This window comes from Verrucomicrobiota bacterium, from assembly GCA_021294815.2.
Classification (GTDB): domain Bacteria; phylum Verrucomicrobiota; class Verrucomicrobiia; order Opitutales; family LL51; genus LL51.
In genome coordinates this window covers 254,025-278,329 of record CP095464.1, presented here as the reverse complement: position 1 = coordinate 278,329, position 24,305 = coordinate 254,025, and the positions used below count along the sequence as shown (strand labels likewise).

26 protein-coding genes and 2 tRNA genes are annotated in these 24,305 nt (G+C 48.9%); 20 read left to right on the top strand and 8 right to left on the bottom strand.

What is annotated here, in order from left to right; translation table 11 throughout:
* Window positions 1-2 precede the first annotated feature (2 nt).
* The 4 genes from dapF to LW808_001235 all read left to right on the top strand — a co-directional run bounded on the left by dapF (window position 3) and on the right by LW808_001235 (window position 3,416).
* Window positions 3-800: a diaminopimelate epimerase gene (dapF, locus tag LW808_001250; protein UPA28679.1), complete on the top strand. Its 798-nt coding sequence runs from the start codon at window positions 3-5 to the stop codon at window positions 798-800.
* Window positions 801-894: 94 nt separating this feature from the next.
* Entirely contained in the window at window positions 895-1,812 is a 918-nt protein-coding gene (locus tag LW808_001245; protein UPA28678.1) for a transporter substrate-binding domain-containing protein, read from the top strand.
* Window positions 1,813-1,834: 22 nt separating this feature from the next.
* Window positions 1,835-2,656, top strand: coding sequence for an amino acid ABC transporter permease (locus tag LW808_001240; protein UPA28677.1), 822 nt, complete (start codon window positions 1,835-1,837; stop codon window positions 2,654-2,656).
* A 1-nt stretch (window position 2,657) separates the two neighbouring features.
* Window positions 2,658-3,416: an amino acid ABC transporter ATP-binding protein gene (locus LW808_001235; protein UPA28836.1), complete on the top strand. Its 759-nt coding sequence runs from the start codon at window positions 2,658-2,660 to the stop codon at window positions 3,414-3,416.
* On the opposite strand, the gene ispE is transcribed toward LW808_001235, so the two are convergent.
* Window positions 3,399-4,313, bottom strand: coding sequence for a 4-(cytidine 5'-diphospho)-2-C-methyl-D-erythritol kinase (ispE, locus tag LW808_001230; protein UPA28676.1), 915 nt, complete (start codon window positions 4,311-4,313; stop codon window positions 3,399-3,401). The genes LW808_001235 and ispE overlap by 18 nt on opposite strands.
* 24 nt (window positions 4,314-4,337) lie before the next feature.
* On the opposite strand from ispE, the gene murD reads away from it, so the two are divergent.
* From murD to LW808_001205, 5 genes are all read left to right on the top strand, one after another.
* Entirely contained in the window at window positions 4,338-5,612 is a 1,275-nt protein-coding gene (murD, locus tag LW808_001225; GenBank protein UPA28675.1) for a UDP-N-acetylmuramoyl-L-alanine--D-glutamate ligase, read from the top strand.
* Between the two features lie 57 nt (window positions 5,613-5,669).
* Window positions 5,670-6,668 carry a LysM peptidoglycan-binding domain-containing protein gene (locus tag LW808_001220; protein UPA28674.1) on the top strand — a complete coding sequence of 333 codons (999 nt, stop codon included), beginning with the start codon at window positions 5,670-5,672 and terminating at the stop codon, window positions 6,666-6,668.
* Window positions 6,669-6,673: 5 nt separating this feature from the next.
* On the top strand, window positions 6,674-7,768 hold the full coding sequence (locus tag LW808_001215) for a putative lipid II flippase FtsW (protein ID UPA28673.1): 1,095 nt from the start codon (window positions 6,674-6,676) through the stop codon (window positions 7,766-7,768).
* Between the two features lie 48 nt (window positions 7,769-7,816).
* Window positions 7,817-10,012: an ATP-dependent RecD-like DNA helicase gene (locus LW808_001210; GenBank protein UPA28672.1), complete on the top strand. Its 2,196-nt coding sequence runs from the start codon at window positions 7,817-7,819 to the stop codon at window positions 10,010-10,012.
* A 59-nt stretch (window positions 10,013-10,071) separates the two neighbouring features.
* Window positions 10,072-10,158: transfer RNA gene (locus LW808_001205), tRNA-Tyr, on the top strand.
* 10 nt (window positions 10,159-10,168) lie between these two features.
* Here LW808_001205 and smpB read toward each other — a convergent pair.
* Both smpB and LW808_001195 read right to left on the bottom strand, forming a co-directional pair.
* Window positions 10,169-10,639, bottom strand: a complete 471-nt coding sequence (gene smpB, locus LW808_001200) for an SsrA-binding protein SmpB (protein ID UPA28671.1) — start codon at window positions 10,637-10,639, stop codon at window positions 10,169-10,171.
* Between the two features lie 17 nt (window positions 10,640-10,656).
* Window positions 10,657-10,917, bottom strand: a complete 261-nt coding sequence (locus LW808_001195; protein ID UPA28670.1) for a DNA-directed RNA polymerase subunit omega — start codon at window positions 10,915-10,917, stop codon at window positions 10,657-10,659.
* Window positions 10,918-10,968: 51 nt separating this feature from the next.
* Here LW808_001195 and LW808_001190 point away from each other — a divergent pair, with 51 nt between their 5' ends.
* The 11 genes from LW808_001190 (at window position 10,969) to LW808_001140 (ending at window position 19,347) form a co-directional block, all read left to right on the top strand.
* Window positions 10,969-11,574, top strand: coding sequence for an ATP-dependent Clp protease proteolytic subunit (locus LW808_001190; GenBank protein ID UPA28669.1), 606 nt, complete (start codon window positions 10,969-10,971; stop codon window positions 11,572-11,574).
* A 7-nt stretch (window positions 11,575-11,581) separates the two neighbouring features.
* Window positions 11,582-12,250, top strand: a complete 669-nt coding sequence (locus LW808_001185) for an OmpH family outer membrane protein (protein ID UPA28668.1) — start codon at window positions 11,582-11,584, stop codon at window positions 12,248-12,250.
* Between the two features lie 2 nt (window positions 12,251-12,252).
* Window positions 12,253-12,861, top strand: a complete 609-nt coding sequence (gene pgsA, locus LW808_001180) for a CDP-diacylglycerol--glycerol-3-phosphate 3-phosphatidyltransferase (GenBank protein UPA28667.1) — start codon at window positions 12,253-12,255, stop codon at window positions 12,859-12,861.
* A complete protein-coding gene (locus tag LW808_001175) occupies window positions 12,849-13,343 on the top strand; it encodes a phosphatidylglycerophosphatase A (protein ID UPA28666.1) in 495 nt (164 codons plus the stop codon). Before pgsA ends, LW808_001175 begins: the two co-directional genes overlap by 13 nt.
* Window positions 13,344-13,401: 58 nt before the next feature.
* Window positions 13,402-14,265: a type III secretion inner membrane ring lipoprotein SctJ gene (sctJ, locus tag LW808_001170; GenBank protein ID UPA28665.1), complete on the top strand. Its 864-nt coding sequence runs from the start codon at window positions 13,402-13,404 to the stop codon at window positions 14,263-14,265.
* A gap of 2 nt (window positions 14,266-14,267) precedes the next feature.
* The gene (locus LW808_001165) at window positions 14,268-14,957 is read left to right on the top strand and encodes a Yop proteins translocation protein K (GenBank protein UPA28664.1); all 690 of its coding nucleotides are present in this window, start codon (window positions 14,268-14,270) and stop codon (window positions 14,955-14,957) included.
* A gap of 2 nt (window positions 14,958-14,959) precedes the next feature.
* Complete coding sequence (locus tag LW808_001160) at window positions 14,960-15,880, top strand: HrpE/YscL family type III secretion apparatus protein (GenBank protein ID UPA28663.1); 921 nt, start codon at window positions 14,960-14,962, stop codon at window positions 15,878-15,880.
* Entirely contained in the window at window positions 15,880-17,241 is a 1,362-nt protein-coding gene (sctN, locus tag LW808_001155) for a type III secretion system ATPase SctN (protein UPA28662.1), read from the top strand. The genes LW808_001160 and sctN overlap by 1 nt, the downstream gene beginning before the upstream one ends.
* Window positions 17,241-17,714: a type III secretion protein gene (locus tag LW808_001150; protein ID UPA28661.1), complete on the top strand. Its 474-nt coding sequence runs from the start codon at window positions 17,241-17,243 to the stop codon at window positions 17,712-17,714. Before sctN ends, LW808_001150 begins: the two co-directional genes overlap by 1 nt.
* A 23-nt stretch (window positions 17,715-17,737) precedes the next feature.
* The gene (locus tag LW808_001145) at window positions 17,738-19,240 is read left to right on the top strand and encodes a hypothetical protein (protein ID UPA28660.1); all 1,503 of its coding nucleotides are present in this window, start codon (window positions 17,738-17,740) and stop codon (window positions 19,238-19,240) included.
* 32 nt (window positions 19,241-19,272) lie between these two features.
* A tRNA-Arg gene (locus tag LW808_001140) sits at window positions 19,273-19,347 on the top strand.
* A gap of 2 nt (window positions 19,348-19,349) precedes the next feature.
* Here LW808_001140 and LW808_001135 read toward each other — a convergent pair.
* The 5 genes from LW808_001135 to LW808_001115 are packed head-to-tail and all read right to left on the bottom strand — an operon-like array spanning window position 19,350 to window position 24,302.
* Window positions 19,350-20,297 carry an undecaprenyl-diphosphate phosphatase gene (locus LW808_001135; GenBank protein UPA28659.1) on the bottom strand — a complete coding sequence of 316 codons (948 nt, stop codon included), beginning with the start codon at window positions 20,295-20,297 and terminating at the stop codon, window positions 19,350-19,352.
* Window positions 20,297-21,073 (bottom strand): TatD family hydrolase, encoded by a 777-nt coding sequence (locus tag LW808_001130; GenBank protein ID UPA28658.1) that lies wholly within the window; start codon window positions 21,071-21,073, stop codon window positions 20,297-20,299. Before LW808_001130 ends, LW808_001135 begins: the two co-directional genes overlap by 1 nt.
* On the bottom strand, window positions 21,073-22,524 hold the full coding sequence (gene gatB / locus LW808_001125; protein ID UPA28657.1) for an Asp-tRNA(Asn)/Glu-tRNA(Gln) amidotransferase subunit GatB: 1,452 nt from the start codon (window positions 22,522-22,524) through the stop codon (window positions 21,073-21,075). Before gatB ends, LW808_001130 begins: the two co-directional genes overlap by 1 nt.
* A gap of 30 nt (window positions 22,525-22,554) precedes the next feature.
* Window positions 22,555-23,520, bottom strand: a complete 966-nt coding sequence (locus tag LW808_001120; protein ID UPA28656.1) for a glycosyltransferase family 9 protein — start codon at window positions 23,518-23,520, stop codon at window positions 22,555-22,557.
* Between the two features lie 23 nt (window positions 23,521-23,543).
* Window positions 23,544-24,302: a Bax inhibitor-1/YccA family protein gene (locus LW808_001115; GenBank protein ID UPA28655.1), complete on the bottom strand. Its 759-nt coding sequence runs from the start codon at window positions 24,300-24,302 to the stop codon at window positions 23,544-23,546.
* Window positions 24,303-24,305: the final 3 nt, after the last annotated feature.

Genomic DNA, 24,305 nt, shown 5'->3' with positions numbered 1-24,305 from the left:
CGATGGAACTTTTCAAGTACCAAGCGCTCGGCAACGCGTACCTCGTATGTTTCGATCCAGGGCAGCTTGTATCGCTGACGCCAAAGCATATCCGCCAACTCTGCGACCTGCATTACGGTTTGGGTTCCGATGGGCTTTTATATAGCTATCCGCTCCCAGATCCGGGGCATTTTCGCCTCAAAATCTACAATCCCGACGCCTCTATCGCGGAAAAAAGCGGCAACGGCCTACGTATTTTGGCTCAATTCCTGTTTGATACTTTTAATGGCGATACTGTGTTAATTACAACGGATTCGGGAGATTGTCTGTGTCGAAAATCGAGTGATACGATCTGCGTTGATCTGGGAGAACCTCAGTTTTCGGGACCATTATTGCCATCACCGAGCACCCAAACGGTGACATTGGAGGGCAATAGCTTCAATACTACCGCAGTTTCGATGGGCAATCCGCACTGTGTGGTGTGGGTTTCGGATGTTCAACAGCTCAAAGACGATTATGTCGAGCACTTCGGGTCGCAATTCGAAATATTGCCTATGTTCCCGGAAAAAACGAATGTGCAGTTTGCCTATGTCGCATCACCAGATAAAATATGGGCCCAAATTTGGGAGCGCGGTGTTGGACGAACGTTGTCTTCGGGGAGTAGTGCGGCAGCGGTCTTCGCTGCTGCATATCGTCAACAATTGTGTGGACCGACCGTGACTGTCAAGATGCCGGGTGGAAGCCTACAGATGAAGCTTTCCGGGCGATCGATTCTTCAATATGGCCACGCCGAACGCGTCGCGCGCTGCTTTACGTTTTAGGGCCGCAACGGTAATTTTTCTTAAAACTTGACAGCGATAGTGTGAAAAATTGATTCAGTTCTGTTTTTAGGCGCTTGGGAAGGGGAAATGTAGAATGAAGAAGTGCGTTTTGTTAATGTTGGCGGTGTTGGCAGTGGCAGCCTTTGTGTGGTTCGGCAATAAAGGGGAGTGTACCAAAAAGACAGAATCCGTGCCCGTTGCCCAGGCCCGAGAAGATTATGCTACTATGTCGCTCGAGGAGTTGAAACCGCTGTTGGAGACCATCACTGAGGGACGCTTAACCGTTGCGACGAGCCCCGATTTTGCGCCGTACGAATTCTATGCGCTTGATGGCGAAGGAAATCCGAGTTTAGCGGGTTTCGATCTTGCGTTAGCGGGATATATTGCGGATTACCTCGGATTGGAGTTGGAAATCATTCCGATGGATTTCGACGGCGTGATTATGGAGCTTCAATCGGGGACTGTAGATATTGGGATGGCCGGGTTTACGCCCGATCCCGTACGCGAGGCGATTATGGACTTTTCAAAAATTTACTACCAGAGCGGACAGTCATTTATCTGCCTGAAGTCGAACAAAGATCGTTATCCGGACCTGGCGGCGACCGATCGAGCGGGATTAGAGATTGGAGCGCAGACGGGTTCGATTCAGATCGATCTCGCGAAAAAGTATAGTTCGCATGCCGATATTATCCCGTTAGCGAAAGTTCCTGAGATCCTCGCCGAAGTTCTGAGTGGAAAGCTCGATGGTGCCTACATCGAAACCCCTGTAGCGAAAAGTTATCAAACGAACTACCCTGAATTGTGTGTTGCGCTCGATGTACCCTGTGAGATCAAAGGGTTCGCGATTGGCGTTGCGAAAAATCATCCCGCGCTACTGGCAGCAATTAACCTTGCGGTTACGGCGGCGCTCGACGATGGGAGCATGGCGCGCTTTATTCGAGAGGCAAGAGAGCTTGCAGACGGAAATACGTACGAAGGTCTTCTTGGTGCTGACGGAAAGGTTCATCCGTAACTGGAGAGTCTGAAATAGACTCATGATGGAACATTTTATCCAGGTCGCGAATTTCGAAAAAATAATCCCTTACGCGAAGCTTTTCGGCGAAGGGTTTATGGTGACGGTTTTTCTTTCGCTGCTCGCGGTAATGATCGGCTTCGCGCTTGCGCTCGTTTTAGCGACCCTACGCATGAGCCACTACTACCCATTTCTTTGGCTTGCCCGAACTTTCCCAAGAATTTTTGGCTTTTTAGAGTATACGAGCAAGGGAATAAAGCGCGAAAGTGGCTTTTGGTACCGTTTGGGGCGTTTTAATCCCTTGGCTTTCATCGCCGCGACCTATGTCGAGCTCGTGCGATCGACGCCGGTAATCGTACAAATTTTCATCATCTATCACGGCGTTTTTAGCCTCATTAAGCTGCCGACGGGTACGCTTTTTGGGTTTATTAAGTTTCACCGGTTCTTGCCCGGTGTTATCGCATTGGGAATGAATTCCGGAGCATACCTTTGTGAGATCATTCGCTTAGGGATCCAGTCGGTCGACCGTGGGCAAACTGAGGCCGCGCGCTCACTGGGACTGAATCGCTTCCAGACCTTCCGTTATGTGATTTTTCCGCAGGCGCTGAAAAACATTTTACCGGCCATCGCTAACGAGTTTGTCGCCATTATCAAGGAGTCGGCGGTGACCTATACGATTGGCGTCCAGGATATCATGTCGGCGGTCAATGCGGTCCGCGGTGCGGCGTTCATCGTGATGGAGCCGTTACTGGTCGCGACGGGGCTGTATTTTTGTCTTTGTTTCCCGGCAAGCAAGGGTGTGGCCTATTTAGAAAAAAGGATGCGTCGTGGCGACCAACGATAGTCTGATTCAGATCCAGCGCCTCAAAAAGCACTACGGTCAGGGCTCAGTTAAAGCGCTTAACGGCGTTACAGTCGATATCCGCCGCGGTGATGTCATGGTGGTCATCGGACCCTCAGGCTCGGGAAAATCGACGTTTTTACGCAGCTTGAACCTGCTCGAAGAACCGACAAGTGGCGCGATTCTCTTTAACGGCATCGATATTACGAAACGCAGCTATGTGAACTCGGTGGGAAAAACAGTGACGCTAGACATCGACTATTACCGCCAACGGATGGGGATGGTTTTTCAGCATTTTAACCTCTTCCCGCATATGACGGTCTTGCAAAACATGACCCTAGCGCCGCGAAAGGTACGACATTTTCCTAAAAGGGCGATTGAACAAAAAGCCTGGGCCTTACTTGAGCGTGTGGGCTTGAAAAACAAGGCGAATGCGTATCCCATTCAGCTCTCTGGGGGGCAGAAGCAGCGCGTAGCAATTGTCCGCGCGTTATGTATGGATCCTGAGGTCATGCTTTTTGACGAGCCAACTTCGGCGCTGGATCCTGAGATGGTCGGCGAAGTTCTCGACGTAATGAAGGAGCTTGCACGCGAGGGGATGACGATGGTTGTTGTAACGCACGAGATGGGATTTGCGCGTGAGGTCGGTAATCGTATTCTTTTTATGGCGGACGGAAAGTTGTTAGAAGAGGGCAGTCCGAATGCAATTTTTGAACACCCACAGCATCCGCGCCTGCGTGATTTTCTAAGCAAAGTTCTTTGATGGCTGATCGGCTACGTCGAACGTAACGAGTTCACATAACCGGCAGTCGGGCCATTGATCCCAAATAATTTTCTGTGCTTCTTGGAGTTCCGAAGAATTTTTCCCTAAAACAAATCCACCGCTACCACTTCCCGTAAGATGGGGGCAAAAATCGTGCTCTCTCAGTGCGGTAAACAGCGTATTCAATCCGGGATAGATGTTTAAAACTAAGAATTCAAAAGAGTTAAAACACAGCGCCTCGATATCGAAATCTTTTTTAGGTGAACGAAGCGTATTTTTTAATAATGCCGTCTGTTGGTTTGAGGAATGCGGATTTTCTTTAAACAAACGGTAGATGTCCGGTGTATGAATTTCAAAGGACGGGCAAAATACAAGACAGTGATAATCTTTCAAAAGCGGAGCAATAGCGATCGGTTCCAATAGTTCCCCACGGCCAGTTGCGAGCTGTACGGATTGCTGGTGGAGAAAAAACGGGCAATCCATTCCAATTTGTTGTGCGAGTGGGCTTAGATCGGGAAAGGGATTGTTATAAAAATCGTTGAGTGCCATCAATGTGGTGGCGGCATTGCTACTGCCTCCGCCAAAGCCGGCTCCAGTGGGAATCTTTTTTTGAAGGGTAATGTTTTCGAGTGCCAATTTTTCGAGCTCTGTAGCTTCTTGAAAATATTGGACTGCTTGCGTGATGGTGTTATTCGTGTCGTCAAAAGGCAAAGTTTTACTGGACGTAATCGTTATCTCTTTTCGGTGAGGGATTAAGGTGAAATCATAACGGAGCGTGTCACAAAGCGTGATGGGCGCTATAAGGGATGTGATGGAACAATAGCCATCGGGGCGTTGACCATGGATCTCAAAAAACAAGTTGACTTTCGCCGGCGACCGTAAAGAAAGCGATCTCACTGCCGCGAGCATGAGGAGGTTTTTGTGAATTGTCCAGTACAAAGCGCTTTGCGAGCATCGCTCGAATCGCAGCGCGAGCCAATTGCCATTTTAGGAGGTGGTGTAAGTGCTCAGGGCGCGGTCCAGCTTCTGAAAAAGATCGGCCTCCCATATGCAATTTACGATCAAAATCCGGAGCGCGGATCCATGTTTGATCTAGCTGCGGCGAAGTGCCATCAGTGGGTAATTTGTAGCCCCAGTTTTACCTTGGAGCACCCATGGACGTCTCTAGCTTTAGCGCAGGGAGCGACATGTCTTTCGGAGCTCGATTTTGCGAGTCTCTACACAACTGCGCCGATTATTGCGATTACAGGGACCAACGGCAAGACGACGGTGACGACATTCTTAGCCGATTTTTTTAAAAATCTCGGATATCGGGCTTGGAGTGCCGGTAATATCGGTCGCTCGCTCAGCGAGGTCGTCGTTTGCGAGCAGCCGGGGCCTGAAGATTTCATTTTTTGTGAGGTCAGTTCATTTCAGGCGGAAACGTCCCGGTGTATTACATTTGAACATATCATTTGGACGAATTTTGCTCCCAATCATCTCAACGTACATGCCACGCTTGAGAATTACTTTAGAGCAAAATATCGGTTAGTCGGTTCGCTATTACGTCTTGGCGGTGCCGTATTTTGTGGTGTTAGTGTTCAACAAGCGGCAGAGCAGATGGGGTATATCTTGCCCAACAATACTTATGTCGTCCAACCATCGCCAAGTGCTCCAGGTGCCTTTGCCGTTGCACCTCAGCGAGAAAATTTCGCCCTTATTGAGGCTTTCTGCCGGTATCTTCACGTATCGAAGGAACGTTTTAATGCATTTACCCAACGGTTTTCACGACCAAAATATCGCTTGGAGGATCTGGGTATCGTAGCAGGAAATCATTACTGGAATGACGCTAAAAGTACCAATTTTGCGGCCTTAGAGAGTGCGCTCCAAAATTTTTCAAATAAATCGGTTATTTGGATTGGTGGGGGACGTTCAAAGGGCGAGAATCTTGAGGATATTATTCCCGTCTTAAAAGGTCGTATCGAGTTGGCGCTGCTGATTGGTGAAACAGGACAGGAGTTGGAACCGATTTTGAAGGCGGCGCAAATTCCGGCACTAGACGTAAAAAATATAGAAAGTGCGCTCGAATACATAAAAAATGCTTGCATTCAAGGAAAGACCATCGTATTTAGTCCGGCGTTTTCGAGTTTCGACCAGTTTGAGAACTACATGGCCCGCGGGAAATCTTTCGAGGAGCACGTTTTTGGTTTGCGGTGAGAACGGCATTCAATACACTCCGCGGATCGCTGTGAGGGACGCGAAAGAGGCCGCATTATGGAGCATTTGAGTTGTTGTTTTAGAGTCATTTTTGTAATTGCCGGGTTGCTACTCGGTGGGTGTACAACGCCGTTTATGGATCGCGATCGTGGACCATCGCCAACGGATACTCTGATTCGCCGTGAACAGAAGCCGGCGTGGACTGCTCCGGAACCACTGCCTATAAGGCGTGCGTTTTCGACACCGCGTCGCCCAGCGCCGGAGGTATACGTTGAGGAAACCGCTCCCGAAGTTGAGGTGATAGAGGTTATACCTGCGGGCGCGGAATACACGGTTGAAAAGGGAGACTGTTTGTTTGGCCTCGCCAAGCGATTCAATATTAGTTTCCACGAGCTCCTTACCGCGAACAAGCTCGATGAACATGCGCAGCTGTACGTCGGGCAGAGAATCATTTTGCCGGGAGTTGACGTTGCAGAAATTGAGCGCACGGCAGCTAAAACGCAAACGCACAAGGTTAAACGCAACGAGTGTCTTTCAAAGATTGCCAAGAAGTATGGCGTCAGTGTCCGTGCAATAAAATCCGCAAACAACTTGAAGAGCGACCGTATTTTTGAAGGCCAGCTGCTTGTAATCCCGGGGGCGGGGTATGTCCCGACAACAGTTCCTGAAAAGAAGGGAAGTAAGCCTAAAGAGAAGCCTTTTGAAGTCGATGCCGACGGCTATTATACCCTCCAAAAGAATGATTCGCTTTCAAAAGTTGCGCAAAAGGCCAAAGTTCGAGTGCGAGATCTTCAAGAGTGGAATGATATTAGCGACCCTAATAAGGTCACGAAGGGGCAGAAAATTTTAGTACGTGCGCCACGTGTTTCAGCGACCAAGTCGGTTGTCCCTGCAGCGGCTCCGGCTCCCGTTCTGGAAAATACAACCGTGCCTGTTGTCGAAGAGCAAAGTACCCCGTTAGATCCTTACGCCTTCATGAGCGATGCCGACTTTTTTAACGACAACGACATCCCGATTGTTCCGGTGACGGTTAAAAATCCGCCGGTTTCGAATTGATAGCTTTGAAGCGGCCGGTCAAGCTTGTTTTAGCGCTTACATTGGCGCTTAATAGCGTTGGTCTGGTTGCGTTGCCCAGTGCAAGTTTATCATTTGGAAGTGGCTTTTTCAAAAAGCAATTGCTGGCGGTAGCTTTATCTTTGTTCATCTGTTTAATTTTTGCGAAAATTCCGTTGCAAGCACTTTATCGACATCGAAAAGGGGTTTTGCAGCTTGCGTTTTTAGGACTTGTTTTGGTTCTCATTCCCAGTGTCGGACATCGCGTCAATGGATCTCGACGTTGGATTCCATTGGGTGGTTTTAATCTCCAGGTTTCGGAATTTGTAAAGATCGCGCTCATCATTTGGCTTGCGGGGTATTTGGCACAGTATCAGTCCGAAGTCGAAAATTTCACACGTGGGTTTGTGAAGCCGATGTTCGTTTGCGCAGCCCTTTCGTTTTTTGTGCTCTGCGAGCCAGACTATGGGACGACGTTTTTAATGATGAGTGTCACCCTTGCGATGTTTTTTCTCTCGGGAACGCGTTTACGCCACCTACTTTCAATTGTTGTTTTAGGAGCACTGGCATTTGGAGGACTAATTTTGTTGAGTCCGGTCCGGCTACAACGTGTGACGGCATTTTTTGATGTCGAAAATCACCGCTTCGATACGACTTACCAGCTCTGGCAAGGGATTTTGTGTTTTGCGGCTGGTGGAATGCAGGGGGCGGGCGCTGGCTTGGGACTGCAGAAATTTTCCTATTTACCGGAAGCCCATACGGATTTTATTTTTCCAGTTATCGGCGAAGAATTCGGTGGATGGTTTGCAATCGGCGTCGTTTTATTGTTTTTTTTACTCGAGGTGGTTGTGTTGTGGGCGCTACATCATCAGGAGGATCGCTTTGCGCAGTTACTGGGTGGTGGTGCCGTTCTTATGATTGCGCTTCAAGCCGTGATTAATATTGCGGTTGTGACGGGGTGTATGCCGACCAAAGGGATCGCGTTGCCGTTCATCAGTTACGGGGGATCCAATCTCGTGGCGATGTACGGTCTGATCGGTCTCGTTATTAACTGTATCAATTATACGCGTCGGGATACTGTCCGTAGCATTACGTTCTGTTGATTTAGCTTTACTTTGAAGGGGATTTGTGCTCCCTCGACGCGCGCGGGAATGAGTACAGAGACCCTCCAAGCCGTATTAGAGCGTATCGTTTACCGCAATGAAGAGACGTTTTTTGCGATCATGGCGATGCGTTCAACGGATTCTTCGTTGGGGACATTTACGGCTTGTGGTAAGGTTCCGGGAGCCAATTGCGGCGAGACCTTAACACTTCACGGATCTTGGACAGAACACCCTAAGTTTGGGCGCCAATTTGAAATTGAGTCATTTTCGGCGGCGCTTCCAGCAGATGTTAGTGGAATTCGCAAGTACCTCAGCAGTGGGATGATTCATGGCATCGGCAAAGTATATGCCGATAAAATTGTCGATTATTTCGGTGCGGATACTCTGGATATTATCTCAACGGAATCGGCGCGATTGACCGAAGTTCCGGGGATTGGTGTGGTTCGGGCAAGGAGCATTAAGGCGGCCTGGGACGAGCAGTACGCGTTGCGGGATATCATGATTTTTTTGCAGACCTACGATATTTCCAATGCGCTTTGTTTGCGGCTTTACCGAAAGTATGGCAATGAGGCGAAACAGATCCTTCAATCAGATCCCTACCGGGTAGCGCGTGAAGTTGAAGGGATCGGATTTAAAACTGCCGACAAAATTGCGCAAAACATCGGTATTCCCAGTAACCATATTGCGCGGATCGATGCTGGGATTTTGCATATTTTTTCCGAGATCGCAACACAGGGCCATACCGCATACCCGTTAAAGGAATTTTTAGGGCTCGTTCAGCAGCTTTTAGCGATCGGCAGCGAGAAAATCGAAGCACGAATTAAGACACTTATTTCGTTTGGCCGTGTACGATTCCTGAAGGGCGATTTGATACAACTCGAGCTTATGGCGAGTTATGAGACGCAATTGCTCGAAGCCTTAAAGCGTCTGCGTTCAGGACGTTCATCGTTGCCGCCGATTAACATCGAGGGTGCAATTGCGTGGGCACAAAAGCGCGAAGGGTTCCCTCTCGCCTCCGAACAGGTTGCAGCGTTACGAAACGCGCTAGGACAGAAATTATCGATTATTACAGGGGGACCAGGGACGGGAAAGACAACAATTCTCCGGGCACTCGTTTCGATTTTAAGAGCCAAAAATGTGCGAATTGGACTTGCGGCGCCCACAGGACGTGCAGCGCAAAAGATGGCTGAAACAACGGGCTGCGAGGCCAAGACGATTCACCGACTGTTGCAGTACAACCCGCAGACGGGTAGTTTTTCGTATGACGGAGAGAATCAATTGCCATTTGACTTTGTCATCATCGATGAGACGAGCATGATTGATACGCGTCTCGCAGTCTCGCTATTTGTCGCTATCCCGCCGGAAGCGCACATATTATTAGTGGGGGACAATGATCAGTTGCCTTCTGTGGGTGCGGGCAATATTTTGGCAGACTTCATTGGTTCGGGATTTTTTTCAGTCACGTACCTCGTTAAAATTTTTCGGCAAGGCAAACATAGCGAGATCACGCAGTGGGCGCATCGTATTATCCATGAAGACTTAGAGACATTGCCGGAAGTAATTTCCCTAGATCAGTGGGATCCAGAACGCGATTTCACTTTTATTGCAGCGGAATCACCCGAAGACTGTGTTGCGAAAGTCGAACAGCTATGCACAAAACTCCTCCCGCAGTGCTATCGCATTCATCCCGTCAGTGATATCCAGATTTTAGCGCCATTGCACAGGGGAACGGCGGGTATCGATGCTCTCAATACCCGTTTACAGGAATGTTTTTCGTCAAAAGCAAATCAGGTTCCGTGGTGCCGTTATCGTTTGGGTGACAAAGTTATCCAGCTACGCAATAATTACGAAAAAAATATTTTTAATGGAGACCTTGGGTACATTAGCCGTGTTAATGCCGATGATGAAACATTGACAGTCACATTTAATGACGAAAGGGTGTTACTTTCCAAAGGAGAGTTGGGCGATTTAGCGCTGGCTTATGCGATTAGTATTCACAAGTCCCAGGGGAGCGAGTTTCCAATCGTCGTCATCCCACTACTGACACAGCACTATGTTATGTTGCAGCGCAATCTCCTCTATACCGCTGTGACGCGTGGTCGCAACAAAGTGTTTTTAGTGGGGGATCCGAAAGCCTATCGAATTGCAGTTAGTAACAAGCAGAGTACGCGGCGTATTACCGGATTGCCGCTCCTATTTCATCCCGAGGTTTCGGCCGAATCGCTTAGCCTCATTAACAGCTAGCCTCTAAGCAATGTTTTTTCTTGCCATGGCGCGGTGGCTTGGTAGGGTGGCGCTGGTCTGGTGAGGTATCCAAGTGGCTAAAGGGTGCAGACTGTAAATCTGTCAGGCATTGCCTTTCGGGCGTTCGAATCGCTCCCTCACCACCAGATGAGCTTTTTAGTCGTGTGATCGGTAACGTTGAGCGAGATAGCGTTCTGCTTCTCGGAGTTCGGTGCGCTGGCGGAGGTCGTGGCGCTTATCGTAGAGTTTCTTACCCTTGCAAAGCCCAAAGAGCAGCTTCACGAGCCCGTGTGTGACGTACATTTTGAGCGGGATAGCTGAAAATCCCTCTTGCTCGAGCGCACTACGAATATGGCGGATCTCTCGGGCATGAAGCAATAAAAATCGCTCTTGTTTTGCCTCGTGGTTAGCGTAATTTCCGAAGGCATATTCGTCGATTTGCGCGTTAAATAACACCGGACGTCCTCGTTTATCGATGCGAACAAAGGCCTCATTAATCTGAGCATGGCCTAACTTTACCGACTTTACCTCGGTTCCATGGAGCACAATCCCCGCCTCGAATGTATCACCGATAATGTAGTCGTGAGCGGCTTTCCTATTGCGGATTTCCGGGGCGTTTTTTGCCATATCCCCGGTATAGAATTTTAGGCCTTGGAGTAAAGTTTGTACGTAATTTTATGCTCTGCAATCTCGCGTAAGGCGATATCTTCGGGCTCGAGTTTTTCAAGTGAATCGATCAACGGGCGTTCGCCGAACTTAAGCTGTTTAACGCGCTTTGAGACGACGTTAACCAAAATCATCGGGTCTTCGATCACACATTGCGCAGCCTGCAGATAATCGTTCCTCATAAATCGGACCTCGGTATGCTGAGGTTTATCCATGGGAACGTCAAGTTTTTTATCCATTTATTTCGTTGATTTTGCCAGTAAAATTGTTCTACTGTCGCCCGAGGTAGCATGAGGTTTGACGAGGACGAAGACGGCGAAGTCATTGAAGGAACGCAGAAGGGTGGTGCGTATGCTGCGATCATCCAGAAGAAGTTTTTGGAAGAGCGGAAAGTTTTTCTATGGGGGGCAGTAGAAGACCGCTCCGCGAAAGAAATTACGGAAAAATTGCTTTACCTTGAGCTTGTTGATCCGGGCAAGAAAATTCAGTTTTTTGTCAATACCCCAGGCGGGTCTATTACCGCTGGAATGGCAATCTATGACACGATGAAGCTCATGAAGTCGCCGATTGAGGTCATCGTAACGGGCCTCGCCGCGAGTATGGGATCGATTTTGTTGTGTGGACCGAAAAAAGGTCACCGGTTTTTGTACCCAAGTGCGCGGGTTTTGATTCACCAACCCCTAATTTCGGGTCGGTTTTATGCACCCGCTGTCGATATCGGGATCCAGGCAGAAGAGATGGAAAAAACGCGAAATGAGATGAATCGGATTCTTGCTGAGGCGTCGGGACAGCCATTGGAAAAAATTCAGAAAGATACCGATCGTGATTTTTATATGAATGCCCGCGAGGCGATTGAATATGGCTTGGCGGATGCGATTGTTGAAAAAATTTGGTAATTGAAAGATGATGAAGAAACTTGGAATGTATCTAGGAGCGCTCGGGGTTGTCGGTGTCGGAGCCGGCTTCCTGTTCGCAAAACCTGAGGAAAAGACCGCCTCTACTAAGGTGGCGCCTAAAATGGCGGCACCGGCGAAGCCTGTGGAAAAGATTCAGGTGGAGCACCGTATTGGATTTGTGAATGCGCAGCGTTTGACCGAGGGGTACTATCGCGTGACAGCGCTCAATAAGCGCATAACGGATGAGTACGAAGCGGCACAAAAGCAGTTGAATTCGATGGTTTCGGAGCACGAAGAGCTCTCGAAGGAATGCCAAAAACTCGAAGAAACGCTCAATAATCCGGCGCTCAATGCGGATGCGAAGAAAAAAACTCAGGAAACGCTGGCATCGAAACGGCTCATGCTTGAGCAAAAGACTCACGCGATCCATGATTTTAAAACGAATTCCGAGCAACGGATTCTCCAAGTGCGCATCGAGGAGGGCGAAAAGATCGCGACCCTCGTGAAGCAACGTATTAGAGATGTGGCGGTTGCACATGGGTTTACATTGGTGATTGATCAGGAGAACCCCATGGTGTTTTTTGCCGATGAGCGCTTTAACATTACGGAAGAAGTACTCGCAAAGCTTAACGCGGATCAACCGGCACCAGCACCTGTAGCCGCGGCGACGCACTAGTCTTGAATATTGCAAATTACGTCACACTTTCTCGGATCCCACTGCTATTCATTGTGGTGGGACTCTTGTGTGTTCCAATTCCATTCGCAAAAACGATTGGTTTTTTTGTGTATCTCGTTGCGGCGCTGAGTGACTGGCTTGATGGCTACATTGCGCGGCGTTGCGACATAGTCTCGACCTTCGGACGTTTCATGGATGCACTCACCGATAAGATTTTTATGATCGGGCTCTTTATTTCGATCTTGGTCTTAGGGGTAATGCCGCGATGGACGTTGTTTTTTGTGCTCGTTATCATGGGACGCGAGTTTTTCATTACGGGCTTGCGCCTCGTCGCCTCGAGCCGTGGAATTGTTCTGGGCGCCGAACGTATCGGAAAAATTAAGACGGTGATGCAAACCGTGACCGTGGGCCTTTTTCTCTCAAGTCAAATGATCCGATCCGATCTTCCGTTTTTCCCACATTGGTTTGAGCGGATGATCTATGGGGCGGCACTGATTACGTTTGGCGTCGCGTTTATCCTAACCGTCCTGTCAGGGGGGTATTACATCCACCGCTACCGCGATCTTTTTGATGATCGGGATTCGAAAGGAGTTGGCGGATGCGACTTTTAGCGGCATTACCCGATCGGTTTGTGCTCAATGTGGCGACTTTAGGGCCATTGGGACGATGTCCGGTTGCGCCGGGAACAATTGGATCCTTTGCGGGCATCTTTTGGTATCTTTTAGGTTTTTGGCATATTTCTTTCGGGCAATTTTTATTGGCGTTTGGGATTTCGGTCGCGATCGGGACCTGTTTTTGTGGCGAAGCCGAGGTGCGGATTGGAGAAAAAGATCCGTCGTGTGTCATTCTCGATGAGTTTTTGGCGATGCCGCTCTGTTACTGGAATTGCGAAAAGTTTGCTGAATACCTCGAACCCTGGAAGCTCATACTTTGGGGCTTTATTCTGTTTCGCGTCTTTGATATTTGGAAGCCCTGCGGGATCCGATCGCTTCAAAAAATGCGGGGTGGAGCGGGAATCATGCTCGATGATATTGCAGCGGCCTTTGCGACTTGCCTCGTAATTCATATTGCGGCACCATTGCTCGCACACTGAGGTTTTTGCTGTTTTACGGTTTGACTAAAACTTTACTTCCATATAATCCCCTCACGATATGGATGGAGATCGGAAGCCGTGGAAATACGGGCTCAGGGGGATTGTATCGCTGTTTTGCTTATTGTTGAGCGGTTGTGGTAGCTCGGTGCTTTTTAATGCGCTCGAGGAGCAGGAGGTCAATGAGATGATCGCACTTCTCCAACAGCATGGAATCACGGGGACGAAAATTATCGGCAAGGAGAGCTGTGCTTTATCGGTTGCGAGCGATAATTTTTCGACGGCGGTCGACCTTTTGCAGTCCTACGGTTACCCGTTGCCTAAGTACCAGACTTTGGGAGATGTATTTAAAAAATCCGGTCTTGTTTCATCGCCGTTAGAAGAGCGCGTCCGTTTTATGAATTCGCTCGCGGAGAGCGTTGCATTGACGCTCAGTAAGATTCCGGATGTTTTGAAGGCTCGTGTCCATATCGTGATTCCGGAAAATGACCCCTACGCCGAGCACATTGTCCCTTCCTCCGCCGCGGTATTTATCGCATATCGGCAGAATGCGCCGGTTGAGGATTACGTGAAGCAGATCAAGTATTTAGTGACCAACAGCGTTGAAGGCCTGAGTCCCGAAAAAGTTTCCGTTGCATTTTTCCCTATTACCTTACCGCCATTACCAAAGGCTGTTGCACCGAATGCTTCGCCGATCAATGTACTGGGAATCGACATTAGTGACGCCGATAAGGTACCGTTCTTCATGCTCATAGGAGGGCTACTGTTGGTAATTCTCCTTCTGATTGGCGCACTCGTTTGGATGTGGCTTTCGACGAAGCGGAAGAAAAAAGAAAAGACCGCGGAGATCGAAAACTTAGCGGAGGCGTCGGATATTGTCCCTGTTGCTGCCGAGGAAGGAACCCAAGAAGAATCGTTAGATTAATCATGGAAGCGCTCGATTACGTCACAACCTTGATACGGCAGCATCGCGAAAACCTTTTCCGGGAGATCTATCAGTTCAATAACGGGATGCTCGCCTACGCGCATGACGACCACCTTCAAGACTTGCCGATGTCGGTGTTACGTCCGTTGGCAGCTTCGCCAAAATTGCGATGTGCGGCAATCCAATATGCGAGGGAAGCACTGAAGTTGGAGGAGGATGTGTACGATTTCTCGGAACCGCGTTCGTATCTCTGCCTTTTTTCAGCGGAAGAAATTCAGCGCATTATTGGATATATTGGCGGTATCTGTTTTTCGGAACAGGTCCGGAAGACGATTATTGGGCGCGAAATTTTGGCGATCAAGCATGCACTAGGAAATGACGCCTACACTTTTTCAATCCGCAATGCGCCGTTATTTGTGAAGTCAGTCGTTGCGGAACATTTTCAGGTCGAAGGAGGAAATCTCGTTGAGCGCATGTTGAATACCGGACGTTCCCTGATCGGCATGGCATTATCGGGGCTTTCGGAAGCGATGTTACGGCGTTTTCAAATGAAATTTCCGAAAAATTTTGGGTGGGACTTTCGGCACAATGCCGATGAAGATCCCGGGTACTGTTTTGAGTTTATTAAACGCGTCGTAAAGCGGGCGCTAAAGGATGACGGCAGTGTCGCTGTCGCGATGGTGAGGGCATAGCAATGTTACAGATCAATCGGTCAAAGTTTAAATTATTATCGCAGGGAAAGGTTTTTAAGTGCCACGATTACGGTATGTACCTCGAGGCGGAGCGTGCAGTCGCAGAGGCGTATCAGGAGAACGATCGGCTGATTCAGTACGCGAGCGAACTGTGCGAGAAACTCGTTTCTGATACCAATGGACAAGTGTCGCAGTTCGTAACGGAGGCGAATGAGAACGTTGCATCACTTATTGCACAGGCAAATCAGAATGCCGAAACGATCATCCAGCAGGCCAACCAAAAGAGCCAGACGCTTTTAGCGGAAACTGAAAAAAAGCGCCAAGAAATTCTCGCCGAAGCGAAAAAGTACTACGCGCAGGAGGCAAAGCGAGGTTACAAAGACGGTTTTGATCAGGGGAAGGAGACACTCGCAAAGCAGTTAGCCGAAGCATCGATCAAAAATAGCGCCAATATCAAACAGCTTGAAAACAACATCGTCGGCCTTGTACTTAAGGCACTCAAACGAATTTTAGGAGAAGTCGACCAAGAGACGTTGATGGTATCGCTTGCACGCCAGGCCCTCAAAGCGGTTAAAAACCAGAGTGAAGCCATTTTAAAAGTATCGCCCAGAGATGCAGGTATCGTACGCAGTCAAATGGAGAAAGTCATGGCGGATGGCATTGTCGACTATTTGGAAGTCGTTGCTGATTCGCGCCTCCAGCCCGGGACTTGTATTTTGGAGACCGATATTGGTGTCGTCGACGCGAGCCTTGAAGTTCAGATGAATGCCATTACGGAAGCATTCAAAAAAGCCGAAAAAAGCCTGTTGGTATCTTCGTCTGAGCCGCCTGCACCAGAGCTTCAAGCTAAAACAAAAGAGGCAACAGCCACTGAGGACAAGGTTGAGGAAATCGATGCCGACAACGAAAACGAGGAAGCGTAATGGCAAACCCCAATACAATTGTTTCGTCGAACCCCTACGACCGCGTCACAGTAACCCTCGACCAGTTGCTTGAGGAGACAAAGACCGTTAAGACGAAGGGTAAGGTTCTGCAAGTTTTGGGAACCATTATCAAGGCGATGGTCCCGAACGTAAAAGTTGGAGAACTGTGTATTTTACGAACACCTTGGGAGGAAACAGAAGTTTGGACAGAGGTTGTCGGATTTGAGAAGCAAGCCGCCATTTTGAGTCCGTTAGGGGAATTGCGTGGTGTTTCCTCGGCAACGGAGGTGATTCCAACGGGAGATGTACACACCGTTGGTGTCGGAGATGATCTTTTAGGGCGTGTTGTCGATGGACTGGGGCGTGTAACGGCGGAATCAATTGCCGAGAAGGGAGAATTTATTCCGGAAACGTATTATCCGGTTTATGCGAGCCCGCCGCCAGCGATGTCGCGTGCGCCGATTTCGACACCAATTTCATTGGGAGTACGTGCACTCGATGGCTTGTTAACCTGTGGTGAAGGGCAGCGTCTTGGAATTTTCGCAGCGGCTGGTGGTGGTAAAAGTACGCTTTTGTCGCAGATTATCCGCAATACCGAAGCAGAGCTCAGTGTTTTGGCGCTGATCGGTGAGCGTGGTCGTGAGGTCCGCGAGTTTGTTGAGAAAGATCTTGGCCCTGAGGGCATGAAGCGAGCGATTTTGGTCATTGCGACCTCGGACCGTTCATCGATGGAACGTCTTAAGGCGGCTTATGTTGCGACAGCCATTGCGGAATATTTTCGTGATAAAAACAAAAAGGTCCTCTTGATGATGGACTCGGTTACTCGTTTTGGTCGTGCGCAACGTGAGATTGGTCTTGCGGCGGGTGAGCCTCCTGCTCGTCGTGGATTTCCGCCTTCAGTCTTTTCGGAGTTGCCGAAGCTCATGGAGCGTGCCGGGCAGTCTGCCAAAGGTTCGATTACAGCGCTTTATACCGTCCTAGTTGAAGGTGACGATATGACGGAGCCGATTGCGGATGAAACACGTTCCATCTTAGACGGACATATTATTCTTTCTCGAAAACTCGGTGCGGCGAACCACTATCCGGCGATCGATATTTTGGCGAGTATTAGTCGTTGTATGGCGGCAATTGCTTCGGAAGAACATAAGGCGGCAGCGAGTAAGTTGCGGACAATTTTAGCCAAATACAGTGAAGTCGAACTACTTGTCCGTATCGGTGAGTATAAGCGGGGTTCAGATGCGGTGACTGATGAGGCAATTGACCGTGTCGACGCGTGTAATAACTTTCTCAAGCAGGGCCGTAATGAGTGTAACACCTTTGATGAGACGATCGAGATGTTAAAGAAGGTCGTTGGGATGTAATGGCGCGGAAGTACGAGTTAGACGACCTGTTACGGGTTCGTGAAATCCGCAAAGACCGTGCGGAGAAGGTGCTTCACGAGGCGCAGCAGCTCGTACGCGAAGCGGAACAGGCGATTGTCAAAGCGCAGCAGGAGCTAGAGGACTACAAATTATTTGTCATTCAGGAGTCGCAACGGCTCTACGATCAGGTTATGCGCAAGAGCATCAACAAGCGTGAGATCGATAATCTGAACTTTCTCATCAAAGAGTTACAGAATAAAATTTTCGATTACATGAAGCGCGTTGAGGATGCGATTTTAGCCTGTGATAAAGCGAAGGAGCACCTAGAGGAAAGTCGAAAAGCTCTACGCGAAGCCGAGCGCAACATTGATAAGATCGAGACGATGAAGGATGTGTGGCGCGAACAGGTTCGCATTGAAGAGGAGCGCGCGGCGGATGCGGAGATGGAGGACTTACCGGCGAAGCGACGTTAAGAATTTTTAATTAGGGAAAAGATATGAGTGGGATAAAAGTAAACCAAGGGGAAATGAATCGCGCACCGTCACCGATGACGGAGTCCAGCGTGCAACGTTACGGGGCACCAGACGCAGATGATATCAACGTCTTTGATGCGGTTATGGACGGCGGTACAGTGAGTGAACAAGTTGAAGGAACGTTCAAAAAAGCGACGAAGGACAAAGGTGACAGTGCTTCAGAGACCATGCCATCCGATCACGAGGAAGTTGCACGTTTATTGGGAGGGGCCAGCGTCACGACTGACGAGTCAAATATCGGAAGCTTTGCATCTGTTATGAAGAGCGGTACCGGTAGTGAACCAGTTGAAGGTACATCGAAGAGGTCGGTGAAGGAGGGTAATAATAGCGCTTCAGAACTGATAAAATCCGATATTGGTGAGGATGTAGATCTTGCATTTCCCGTTCAAGAAACTAAGGTATTTGAATCCGATGACACTAAAGAGGTGCCCGTTTCTAGGTCCGAAAGCCAGGAAGGTTTCATGTTGGATGAAAAGGGCACTACGGTCGGAGCATCAGAGGTAAAAAATCATGCATCTATTTCAGAGGAGAAATTTAATGGAGCAGTAACCCCGGAGAGCAAGGTCGTGCCGGAGAGCAAGGTCGTGCCGGAGAGCAAGGTCGTGCCGGAGAGCAAGGTCGTGCCGGAGAGCAAGGTCGTGCCGGAGAGCAAGGTCGTGCCGGAGAGCAAGGTCGTGCCGGAGAGCAAGGTCGTGCCGGAGAGCAAGGTCGTGCCGGAGAGCAAGGTCGTGCCGGAGAGCAAGGTCGTGCCGGAGAGCAAGGTCGTGCCGGAGAGCAAGGTCGTGCCGGAGAGCAAGGTCGTGCCGGAGAGCAAGGTCGTGCCGGAGAGCAAGGTCGTGCCGGAGAGCAAGGTCGTGCCGGAGAGCAAGGTCGTGCCGGCTGCGCCTGTAATGAAAAAAAGTAATAATGCAAGCATAAAAAACGAGGAAATCGACCCCCAACATCAGGATACAACAAGCCCTATAACAGTTATAAAGCGGGAGTCGGAAACACTAACTATTGGACAAGAGGAAATCGTCGTCCAACCTGAGGAGATTGTCGCTAATTATGCCGAACAGGTGCTATCGAGTTTAACAAGTATATCGGATAATCGTACGGTTGTAGCGGCGGAGCGTATTTCTAGCATCGGTAACGCGATTATCGAGCGATTGATGGTTACCGAGGCGGCGTTGGCGGCGAAACAAGAAGTCACAATCGTCTTTAAGGAAAATATTTTACCCGGGACACAGGTCTCGATTACGCGTGACGGTACGGCGTTATCACTTTCGTTTGTTTCGGTAAATCCTAATTCGCTGGAATTTTTGCAGGCAGGCCAGGAAAGCTTGCGTAATTTTCTGATGGATCGCGTCGATCGCGTTTCCAATGTCCATATCAAGTTTGAAGGACAGCATGAGGCAAACGATCTTGCTCAACCGCGTCAACAACGCCGTCAACAGCAAGATGAACCCTCGCACGAGGAGCGTTGACATCGGACGAAATTCCATTTGCTTGCGCGTAGGTCTCCATAGTTTAAGGGATAGAACCGCGGTTTCCTAAACCGTTAATCCCAGTTCGAGTCTGGGTGGAGGCGCCACGCTACCGAAGCTGCAAAATAATCACCGCGAGTACCACGCGGTAAAACGCAAAGATCCATAGCCCATAACGGACGAGAAAACGTAAACACGGCCGAATTACCAAAAGCGCAACACTAAAGGTACATAAAGTGCCCGCAACAAAGGTCGTTAGCGAAAGTTGTTGTGTTAATAAGTGCCAATCCTCCCATAGTTTTGCAACCGTTGCGACTAAGCAAGAAAGCATTCCAAGGAGAAAACTAAAAGTGACTGCGGAGTAACGGTTCAGGCCGCAAAAATATCCACCAATCAGCGTGGTCAGGGAACGACTCATCCCGGAGATAAGTGCGAGACATTGCCAAAATCCGATGAACAGCGCTTGCCATAATGCCAGAGGTGTATAAGTTTGGCCGTTCTTAGGGTGACAAGACAACTCCGCTACAATCGCTAGAACACTACCCGCGATAAGCGCATAAGCGATCATGTGCAATTGGTGAAATGCAGAGATTGCGTGTTGAAACGAAAAAGCCATCACGCCGAGTGGCACAAAGGCAACCCCTAATAAAACGAGTTCGTTTTCTAAAAAAGGGGATCGTTTCTTGGGAATACGAAGTTTTTCGTGGAAATCACTCCATAACTGCCAGATTTTTTTTCGGAAAAAGACAAGTGCGGCAAGCACGGTTCCCAGCTGTAAGATGACGTCGAGCGCAAATAGGGTTTCCGTGGCAATAAAGTGCCCGCTGTTACAGCATCCATCAATGTTTAAAAGTGCTTCCGTGCATAGAAGATGTGAACTCGAAGAGATTGGTAGAAATTCCGTAAGGCCTTGGATGGTACCGAGTAATAAAACATCAGCTAACGAGAGCGACGCACTGTGCTCGTGTGCGACATAGATTATAAGCGCTAAAGATAAGCCGAGCAAAATGAGTAAGCGCTTTATCGCCGAAGAGGGGGTACTTGAATCTTTAAACATCACAGATTGAAAAATGCTCGAGCATTGCGCGTTGTTATACTGGAGAGTTCTTCTTCGGAAATCCTGAGCAGATTCGCGGCAAAGTTTGCAATGGCACGAACGTATGCAGGTTCATTTTGCTTGGAACGATAGGGAACTGGCGCCAAATAAGGGCTGTCAGTTTCAAGCATGAGGCGTTCGATGCCTTGTGTGAGAAGCGCTTGGCGAACATTTTCGGCACTCTTATACGTGATAATGCCTGTAAAAGATCCACGCGCACCGCGGGCGTTGAGACGATTGATCGCCCCTGGACCCTCAGAAAAACAATGTACGACGATTTTATGCCAATCAACTTTTGCCTGTTCAATGATTGTCAAACAATCATCAAAAGCATTACGCGAGTGAACGACAACGGGCAAATCGTACCTTTTGGCTATCAGTAGTTGTTGACGAAAAACTTCTTTCTGAGAGGCAATGATGGCCGCTGTGTCACCGGTAATTTCGTGATAATCGAGGCCAATTTCGCCGATAGCAACCGGTTTTGGAGTTTTCGCGCAGTATGTTTCCAGTACCTCGAGATTTTGTTCCCAAGTATTGTCGATGTTCGTTGGGTGAATGCCTACAGTGTAGTGAATATTGCTGTAAGTTGTCGCGTTTTTGAGATGGATAGGCCAGTCTGCGGGGTTCGTTCCGCAAGCAATCATCTCTGTTACGAAGGCTTCCGAAGCGCGTTGTACAACTGCCGGCAGTTGATCGCCGAAATAATCGGGGTGACAATGCGTATCGATAAGCTGCATTATTGGTCTAAAAGTTGATGGAGAATTTTATCGGTCAGCGCCGGATCGGCCTGGCCACGTGTGTTTTTCATCACGTTACCTTTTAAGGCATTGATGGCTGTTAATTTCCCTGCGCGGTACTCGTTGACGGCCTTCGGATTATTTTCAATTGCTGCACGACAAAAATCTGTTAGCGCTGCCGTATCCGAGAGCTGAGCGAGGCCCTTTTCATCGATAATGGTTTTCGCATCTTTACCCGATTGGAACATCTCAGCAAAGACATTTTGAGCCGTTTGTTTGGAAATTGTCCCCGCCTCCGTGATGCATACAAGGTCGGCAAGTTGCTGTGGAGATATCCGAAAATTTTCACGCGTGATGCTCAAGTGTGCATCTGAAAGCTCACGTAAAAGATCATTGGTGATGAAATTGGCGATTTCTTTTGGACGATCATAGCACTGAACAGCCTCTTCAAAGTAGGCGCACAGCTCTGCGTTGGGATATAGGACCGAGGTGATCGTGTAGGGCAGGCTATAGTCGGCAAAAAAGCGTTCTTGTTTTTCGAATGGGGATTCCGGAAGTGTCTGTTTCAATTCATCAACCCAAGTGCGCGCAATGTGAAGAGGGACGAGATCTGGATCTGGGAAATAGCGATAATCATCGACGGTTTCTTTGGTCCGCATCGAGGTTGAAATACCGTTTTCAGCATCCCATTTTCGCGTCTCCTGAATAATATGTCCGCCATCTGATAGAATTTTTTGTTGGCGCGAAATCTCATAGGCGATCCCATTTTTGACGCCGGAAATCGAATTGAGATTCTTGAGTTCTACCTTTGTACCTAACTCAGTCTGCCCCTTGGGGCGGATACTGACATTGGCATCGCAACGCATTTGGCCTTTTTCCATATCGCAATCGGAAATGCCGGCGTACTCGAGGTGCATGCGGAGCGAAGTCAAATAGGCAAACGCCTCCTCGGCAGAGCGCATTGCGGGAAGCGAGACAATTTCCAAAAGCGGGACGCCCGCACGGTTAAAATCAATGAGACTCTGATCGCCGTCATGTGTGAGTTTCCCGACATCTTCTTCGAGTTGAATGCGATCAAGCGCAATTTTTTTATGTTCGCCTATAATGTTTCGAGCGGGGCCCGGAAGCTCGATTTCGACGAAACCATCTTTGCAAATCGGTTGATCGAGTTGCGAAATTTGGTAATTTTTGGGGTTATCCGGGTAAAAATAGCTTTTTCGGTCCCAACGCGTGATTTCCGGAATTGTACAGTGAAAAATGAGCCCTGTCCGAATAGCCTGCCGTACCGCTTCGCGATTGAGTACCGGTAGCGCGCCTGGAAGTCCAAGAACAACGGGATCCGTCAGTGTATTCATTGAAGCACCGTAACTGTAGCGCGAACGTGCGAATAATTTCGTCGCCGTTTTGACCTGAACGTGGACCTCTAACCCAATCACGGCTTCATATTCCATGCGTTTTAGGTGAAGCATTTGGGCGCTGTTTTACAAGGAAAATTTCCGATCGCGTCCCGGAAGATCGTTGAGCATTTCGATTGCGGTATAAGCGACGAGGTCGATTTCGCTAGGCTTATTTTCGAGGCGTAGGGCGACATTAGATTTGCGATAAACAGGATAAGGGCCGAAGCGGAGTGGATCCGTAATGGTGAACAACCCAAGCGTTGGACGTCCCTGAGCGGCTGAAATATGCATGGGGCCGCTGTCGTTTGCGATCACGAGACTTGCATGCCGAATGAGAAAGACGATGTCGGTTAGCGACGTTTGCCCGCGAAAGTCAAATAAGCGAGAATTTTCGCAATGAAATCTAAGGTGCGAGGGACTTCCAAGGATAAGGAGGTTGAGATTTGGTTCCGATAACAGTAAAAGTTCGGCGAGTTTTGAAAAATGCCGCCACTCTTTTTCAGACACGCGACTTTCGGGAAAGAGGCAAACGAAGGGTCTTTGTGGGATTTGCTCTTTGAGAAATTCCGTGTATTTTGGCGACATGACGTGTTCGAATTCCGGAACGATCCCGGAAATCTCGTTGCTACAATCGACAGTCGTAAGGAATTCTTTAAGAATATCGATCGCATGCGTTGCACCGGGATATGGGACTGTCTCAGTGTATGCCAAGCACGAGAGTTCGCGCGCATCTTTGCGTCCGATTTTTCGAGGAGATCTTGCAAAAAGTGTCATAATACCGCTACGTGCCAGGCCCTGCATATCGAAAACGCAGTCGTAGGTCTCTTGGCGGATCAGCGAAAGTAGCCGGAAAAACGATAACAAACCGCCATGACGTTCGTAAATTAGCACCCGTTGTGCGATCTGCGAAGCCCTAACGAGTTCGGCAAAGCAATCCCGAGCGATCCAATCGACGACGACCTCTGGTCGCTGACGTTTAAGTTCACTCACAACGACCATCGCGTGAACGATATCGCCGAGCGAAGAAGGCTTAATGACGAGGAGGCGCATGGGGGGAACTTTTCGTCTTGGAGCTAATCGCGGCTATGGAGCTTCGTCAATAGCTCGAGGACTTCGATATAAATCCACAGAAGTGTGACAAAGAGGCCGAGCGTTGCAATCCACTCCATCTCCTTGGGGGCACCATTCTTAATCTGGTTTTCGATAAACCCAAAATCAAGAATGAGATTCAGCGCCGCAACAACACAAACAACAGCGCTAACGCCAATGCCGAGTAAGGAGTTTCCGTGGAGAAATGAAAATCCGCCCCCACCAAATGCGCTAAATAGAGCGCTCAGAAGATAAGTAATTGCGATCGCAACTGTCGCCGAGAAAACGACAAGCGTAAACCTTTGTGTCGGCTGGATGATTCCCCGACGATACATGAACAGCATAACTGCTAAAACAACAACCGTTGAAAGTGCAGCTTGCGAAACGACACTTGGAACCCTCAATTCTGCGATTCGCGAAATCGCGCCGAACACAAATCCCTCTGTTAATGCATAAAGCGGCGCGATAATCCGTGCGGCTTGAGGAGGGCAAAGGCGAACAGCGATGCAAAGACCAAATACAATCAATGAAAATAGAATAATCTGTTGGCAGAGCGCTTCCGGAGGGCATGGCCGAAACCACGCGAAGGCTGCTGTCATCAGAAGTAAACCGAGCAATATAAAGGTTTTTTTACATACACCGCTCGCGGTCATCGTTTGCACTACCTCAAACGGGCTACTCTGAACGCTACGAAAAACCTGTTCCTGAAAAACGGGGTTGCTCCGAGAAATCTCCTCTTTCATACA

Coding starts and splice junctions, on each gene's coding strand:
- LW808_001185 (UPA28668.1), top strand. CDS start 11,582: ATGATGAAGAAACTTGGAATGTATCTAGGAGCGCTCGGGGTTGTCGGT.
- LW808_001165 (UPA28664.1), top strand. CDS start 14,268: ATGGAAGCGCTCGATTACGTCACAACCTTGATACGGCAGCATCGCGAA.
- LW808_001210 (UPA28672.1), top strand. CDS start 7,817: ATGAGTACAGAGACCCTCCAAGCCGTATTAGAGCGTATCGTTTACCGC.
- LW808_001245 (UPA28678.1), top strand. CDS start 895: ATGAAGAAGTGCGTTTTGTTAATGTTGGCGGTGTTGGCAGTGGCAGCC.
- LW808_001135 (UPA28659.1), bottom strand. CDS start 20,297: ATGTTTAAAGATTCAAGTACCCCCTCTTCGGCGATAAAGCGCTTACTC.
- LW808_001190 (UPA28669.1), top strand. CDS start 10,969: ATGAGGTTTGACGAGGACGAAGACGGCGAAGTCATTGAAGGAACGCAG.
- LW808_001175 (UPA28666.1), top strand. CDS start 12,849: ATGCGACTTTTAGCGGCATTACCCGATCGGTTTGTGCTCAATGTGGCG.
- LW808_001145 (UPA28660.1), top strand. CDS start 17,738: ATGAGTGGGATAAAAGTAAACCAAGGGGAAATGAATCGCGCACCGTCA.
- LW808_001160 (UPA28663.1), top strand. CDS start 14,960: ATGTTACAGATCAATCGGTCAAAGTTTAAATTATTATCGCAGGGAAAG.
- LW808_001220 (UPA28674.1), top strand. CDS start 5,670: ATGGAGCATTTGAGTTGTTGTTTTAGAGTCATTTTTGTAATTGCCGGG.
- smpB (UPA28671.1), bottom strand. CDS start 10,639: ATGGCAAAAAACGCCCCGGAAATCCGCAATAGGAAAGCCGCTCACGAC.
- LW808_001115 (UPA28655.1), bottom strand. CDS start 24,302: ATGAAAGAGGAGATTTCTCGGAGCAACCCCGTTTTTCAGGAACAGGTT.
- LW808_001120 (UPA28656.1), bottom strand. CDS start 23,520: ATGCGCCTCCTCGTCATTAAGCCTTCTTCGCTCGGCGATATCGTTCAC.
- sctN (UPA28662.1), top strand. CDS start 15,880: ATGGCAAACCCCAATACAATTGTTTCGTCGAACCCCTACGACCGCGTC.
- LW808_001130 (UPA28658.1), bottom strand. CDS start 21,073: ATGCAGCTTATCGATACGCATTGTCACCCCGATTATTTCGGCGATCAA.
- dapF (UPA28679.1), top strand. CDS start 3: ATGGAACTTTTCAAGTACCAAGCGCTCGGCAACGCGTACCTCGTATGT.
- LW808_001150 (UPA28661.1), top strand. CDS start 17,241: ATGGCGCGGAAGTACGAGTTAGACGACCTGTTACGGGTTCGTGAAATC.
- gatB (UPA28657.1), bottom strand. CDS start 22,524: ATGGAATATGAAGCCGTGATTGGGTTAGAGGTCCACGTTCAGGTCAAA.
- LW808_001195 (UPA28670.1), bottom strand. CDS start 10,917: ATGGATAAAAAACTTGACGTTCCCATGGATAAACCTCAGCATACCGAG.
- sctJ (UPA28665.1), top strand. CDS start 13,402: ATGGATGGAGATCGGAAGCCGTGGAAATACGGGCTCAGGGGGATTGTA.
- LW808_001240 (UPA28677.1), top strand. CDS start 1,835: ATGATGGAACATTTTATCCAGGTCGCGAATTTCGAAAAAATAATCCCT.